The sequence below is a fragment of the Streptomyces sp. NPDC036984 genome, assembly GCF_055607665.1.
This window is the reverse complement of sequence record NZ_JBVJRL010000062.1, coordinates 1-4,377: the sequence shown is the minus strand read 5'-3', so window position 1 is coordinate 4,377 and position 4,377 is coordinate 1. Positions and strand designations below refer to the sequence as shown.

General features: G+C 67.2%; 5 protein-coding genes and 1 pseudogene. 4 read left to right on the top strand and 2 right to left on the bottom strand.

Features of this window, described 5'->3' with window-relative positions; genetic code table 11:
• Positions 1 to 145: pseudogene (locus tag ACZ7DL_RS38890) on the top strand (IS701 family transposase); the annotation flags it as partial.
• Between the two features lie 257 nt (positions 146 to 402).
• Here ACZ7DL_RS38890 and ACZ7DL_RS38885 read toward each other — a convergent pair.
• Positions 403 to 993, bottom strand: a complete 591-nt coding sequence (locus tag ACZ7DL_RS38885; RefSeq protein WP_116153517.1) for a TetR/AcrR family transcriptional regulator — start codon at positions 991 to 993, stop codon at positions 403 to 405.
• Positions 994 to 1,121: 128 nt separating this feature from the next.
• On the opposite strand from ACZ7DL_RS38885, the gene ACZ7DL_RS38880 reads away from it, so the two are divergent.
• The 3 genes from ACZ7DL_RS38880 to ACZ7DL_RS38870 all read left to right on the top strand — a co-directional run bounded on the left by ACZ7DL_RS38880 (position 1,122) and on the right by ACZ7DL_RS38870 (position 3,270).
• The gene (locus tag ACZ7DL_RS38880) at positions 1,122 to 2,078 is read left to right on the top strand and encodes an SDR family NAD(P)-dependent oxidoreductase (protein WP_470781763.1); all 957 of its coding nucleotides are present in this window, start codon (positions 1,122 to 1,124) and stop codon (positions 2,076 to 2,078) included.
• A gap of 67 nt (positions 2,079 to 2,145) precedes the next feature.
• On the top strand, positions 2,146 to 2,565 hold the full coding sequence (locus tag ACZ7DL_RS38875) for a DUF6841 family protein (protein WP_470781761.1): 420 nt from the start codon (positions 2,146 to 2,148) through the stop codon (positions 2,563 to 2,565).
• 186 nt (positions 2,566 to 2,751) lie between these two features.
• The gene (locus tag ACZ7DL_RS38870; RefSeq protein WP_470781760.1) at positions 2,752 to 3,270 is read left to right on the top strand and encodes a hypothetical protein; all 519 of its coding nucleotides are present in this window, start codon (positions 2,752 to 2,754) and stop codon (positions 3,268 to 3,270) included.
• A gap of 35 nt (positions 3,271 to 3,305) precedes the next feature.
• Here ACZ7DL_RS38870 and ACZ7DL_RS38865 read toward each other — a convergent pair whose 3' ends face one another.
• Positions 3,306 to 4,187 carry an IS5 family transposase gene (locus ACZ7DL_RS38865; RefSeq protein WP_470781759.1) on the bottom strand — a complete coding sequence of 294 codons (882 nt, stop codon included), beginning with the start codon at positions 4,185 to 4,187 and terminating at the stop codon, positions 3,306 to 3,308.
• Positions 4,188 to 4,377 lie beyond the last annotated feature (190 nt).

Genomic DNA, 4,377 nt, shown 5'->3' with positions numbered 1-4,377 from the left:
GATGAAACAGGCCCTGGGCCTGGCCCACTTCGAAGGCCGCACCTGGAGAGGCTGGCACCACCACGTAACCCTCGTCTCCGTCGCCCACGCCTTCTGCACCCTCCAGCGCATCACCCGGTCCCCAAAAGAGACGGCGCTGGCCTGAGCCTCTACCGAGTCGCCCGCGAACTCCAGATACTCCTCGCGGTCTGGACCGGCGCCTGCCCCACCTGTCACCGCGACACACCAGACCTCACACCAACCTGACCAAGCACTACTAGGGCCTGTCCGATGGGTCCGAAACCGATTCAGTGCCTGTTTCACATTTCCTGACCCGTGTCAGTGGCTCGCGCTCCGCAACGCGGTCGGGGCTGCTGGACCGCTGACATCACAAAGCCGGCGAGGATTGCGGCCAAAGCCGGGTCACGAGCTGGACGCCGATCCGTCCGCTCCGTACCGGAGGCCGTCGAGGAGCAGGTCGAGGAGGCGTCCGGCCCGTTCGCGCTGGTCGGGAGCGCTGGTGATCAGCCCGATGCCGGCCAGGCTGAAGCCGACATCGAAGGGGTCGATGCCCGGGCGCAGGAGACCGGCGTCGGCGCCGGCGTGCAGCAGGGTGCCCAGCGCGGTGGCGAGCTTGTCGAGGGTTTCGGCGAAGGGGTCCGCACCGGATGCGGCCGCGGCCCGCAGTGCGTCCGCCATGCCCTGCTTGGCAGTGAGGTAGTCGATGAAGTCGTCCATCCACAGGCGGATCGCCCGGTCCGGCGCATGGTCGGCGAGGAGGTTCGTGGCGCTGTCGCAGACACGGGCCAGCTCGTTGCGGTAGGCCGCCTCGATGAGTGCCTCGCGTGTGGGGAAGTGGCGGTAGAGCGTGGCCGAGCCGACGCCCGCGGCTTTGGCGATGGTGTCGATCGCGACGTCCGGGCCTTTCTCGGAGAAGGCGCGTACGGCCGCTTCGAGGATGCGCTCGCGGTTGCGGCGGGCATCGGCGCGCAACACGCTCGGCTTGGTGGTCAAGGCTGCTCCCTTCGTCAGGGGATCAGTCTATCTGGACAACCGGGGAGTTCCCCGTTTACCGTCATGACTAACCGGGGAACTCCCCGGTTACGGCGTTGGCCGTGACGCTTCACGCACAAGGAATGGCGATCATGACAGCACAGCAGCCCATCGGTTCCGGCTTCGGGGCCCGCAGCACCACGGCCGACGTCCTGGCCGGCCTCGACCTCACCGGAAAGCTCGCAGTCGTGACCGGCGGTAGTTCCGGACTGGGGCTGGAGACCACACGCGCCCTGCGGGGCGCCGGCGCGACTGTCGTCGCAGCCGTCCGCCGCCCGGAAGCGGCCGCGGAAGCCTTCACCGCAGTGGACGGGGTCGAGGTGCGCCGTCTCGACCTGGGTGACCAGGCCAGCGTGCACACCTTCGCGGACGAGTTCCTGGCAAGCGGCCGCAGCATCGACATCCTCATCAACAACGCCGGCGTGATGGCCCTGCCCGAGACCCGCCTCGGACCCGGCTGGGAGGCGCAGTTCGCCACCAACCACCTGGGCCACCACACACTCACGAACCGGCTGTGGCCCGCCCTGGCAGCCGACGGCGGCGCGCGCGTGGTCGCGCTCAGCTCTGCCGGACACCGCTACTCGCCGATCCGCTGGGACGACGTCATGTTCGCAAACGACTATGACAAGGCCGTCGCCTACGGACAGTCCAAAACCGCGATCGCGCTGTTCGCCGTCCACCTCGACGCGCTCGGCCGCGAGCACCAGGTGCGGGCCTTCGCCGTCGCCCCCGGTGCCGTCATGACCCCGCTCCAGCGGCACATGACCCGCGAGGAGATGATCGCCTTCGGCTGGATCGACGACCAGGGCAACACGGCCCCCAGTTTCAAGACCCCCGAACAGGGTGCCGCTACCCAGGTCTGGGCGGCAACCTCCCCGCAGCTGGCCTACACCGGCGGCGTCTACCTGAACGACTGCGACATCGCCCCGCTCTCCCAGGACGACGCACCCGGAGTCAGGCCCTACGCGGTCGACCCCGAACAGGCCGCACGCCTGTGGACCCTGTCCGCCCAGCTGACCGGCACCAACGCGTTCGCGAACCGGTGACACGACGGCATAGCGCACTCCCCAAGAAACCCGCACCTGAAATCTCTGCAAGAAGGGCCACGAAATCATGACGCACACCGCTCTGGCCGCCGTCGCGAACGAAGCACAGGCATGGTTCGACAGCTACGTCGAGACGTTCATCGGACTGGCAGCAAAGGGGAGCACCGATCCCGCGCCGCTCCTCGACTACTTCTCGGTGCCGATCAGCATGACCACGGGCACGGCCCACACCGCTCTGACCTCCGCCGAGGCGCTCTCCCAGGGACTCGCACACGAGCTGCGCGCACTGCGCGACGCCGACTACGGCGGCAGCAAGGCCCTCGACCCGGTGGTGCGCGTGCTCAACGAGCGGGCCGCGCAAATCGAGGTGACCTGGGCGCGCCAAGACAGCCAGGGGCGGGAGTTCCAGCGTGTCCGTGTGCTCTACCTGGCCGCCCGTACCGACGCGGGATGGCGGACGGTCGCCTCCGTGATCCTGGCCAGCTGACGAAGCACATTGCCCGCGCCGTCTCCCGCGGTGCGCTCGCCAGTCAGCGAGGCGACAGGACCCCGCCACAAGATCGCCAACGTGACAGTACGTGCTAATCGATGTCACGTCGATGCTCGTCCCCACGGCTTAGGGGCTATCCGGTGGGTCGGCGGGGTCCCCTTGCCCGCCTTCTAGGCTGGCGCCATGGACAACGGGCTCGCTCACGAGGGAAGCGCCTTCATCAATTTTCGACACTACGTCCCGGATCCGAAGGAGCACGGGTTTCGGTGGGTCGATATCAAGCGGCTCCGCTTCTCCGCGGGGGCCCTGGACGATAGAGGGCTGCTTGCCGCACTGATTGGGCATGAGCAGTTCCGGGACGACTATGCAGGTGGTGGAGTGCTGCCGGGCGGGCCCAGGCATGGTCCGTATTGGCTGCGGTTGATCACTCCCGACCTCTACGGGCCCATCAGCCAGGAGAAGGCCGTGCAGATCCTGCGGGAGTGGGTGGATCCGCTCTGGGACGTGCCCACCGAGCTGGAGGCAGATCTGCAGCGGGAGGTGTTCGACCGCCTGGCTGCAGCCGATGGCATCTACTACCTCAGCGAGCTCGGTGATGAGGCGATTCACGACTGGGGACGTGTGCACGACTACTTCCACGAGTTCGTGCTCATCGACCGCTCGGCTGGGCAGATCACCCTCGTCGTCGCGGTCGACGACTGAGCCAACTACCGGGGCATCCGCGGCAGTGGCTGATATCAGTAGCGGAGCCACAGCCGAATCGCGGCAAGAGTGACCGTGCCGTGGAAGACGTAGGCCCTCTTGTCGTAGCGGGTCGCCACTGCTCTGGAGCCCTTGAGCGCGTTGAAGCAACGCTCGACTTCGTTCCTCCTTTTGTAGGTAGTGCTGTCGAAGCCGGTCGGCCGCCCGCCGTGGCTACCGCGCCGCTGGCGGTTGACCTTCTGATTCTTCGGCTCGGGGATGGTGTGCTTGATCTGGCGTCGCCGCAGATAGCGGCGGTTCCGGCGGGAGCTGTACTCCTTATCGCCACACACGTGGTCCGGTCGCGTCCGCGGGTGACCGCCAGTTGGGCGCGGGACACGAACGCGATCGAGAACCTTGATCAACTGTGGCGCGTCACCCCACTGACCGGAGGTGATCAGCACGGCCAATGGGCGGCAGCTGCCGTCACTCGCCAGGTGAATCTTCGTCGTGAGGCCACCCCGTGAACGGCCGAGCGCCTCATCGGGGCGATGTTCGGCGGGACGGCGCCAGCGCCCCAGCACCCGGGGCAAGCGGTGATGAGCCCCAGCCGCATGCTGATGGGCGCGGCAGACCGTCGAATCCACGCTCACCACACTCCAGTCGATCCGCCCCTCGACATCGGCGTCGGCCTGGACCGTCCGCAGGAGACTCTCCCACGTGCCATCCGCGGACCACCTGCGATGCCGGTCATAGACCGTCTTCCACTTCCCGAAGCGGGTCGGAAGATCACGCCACGGCAGGCCAGTGCGCTGCCGGAACAGAATCCCGTTGATCACGCGCCGGTGACACTGCCAACGTCCGCCCCGTCCAAGGTTCTTGGGCAGGTGCGGTTCGAGTCGAGCCCACTCGTCGTCCGATAGATCACCCTGCCCCACATCAGCCGGAACGAGCCACCGCCAGGTGAGTCACTCGACTCGTCGGACAAGGCCTAGTACTCCAGCAGTACTTCTCCATTTTGGCTGGTCAGGGCTCTGGGAGTGGGGAGTGTAGTGGTGTGCTGGTGGAGGTGGGACGGTCTTTGCCGGTGTGTCGCCCCAACGGGTGGCCACGCCGCATGTAGTGACA

What these genes read in the sequence shown, in the direction of transcription:
- ACZ7DL_RS38875 (WP_470781761.1), top strand. Translation starts at nt 2,146, where the DNA reads ATGACGCACACCGCTCTGGCCGCCGTCGCGAACGAAGCACAGGCATGG.
- ACZ7DL_RS38870 (WP_470781760.1), top strand. Translation starts at nt 2,752, where the DNA reads ATGGACAACGGGCTCGCTCACGAGGGAAGCGCCTTCATCAATTTTCGA.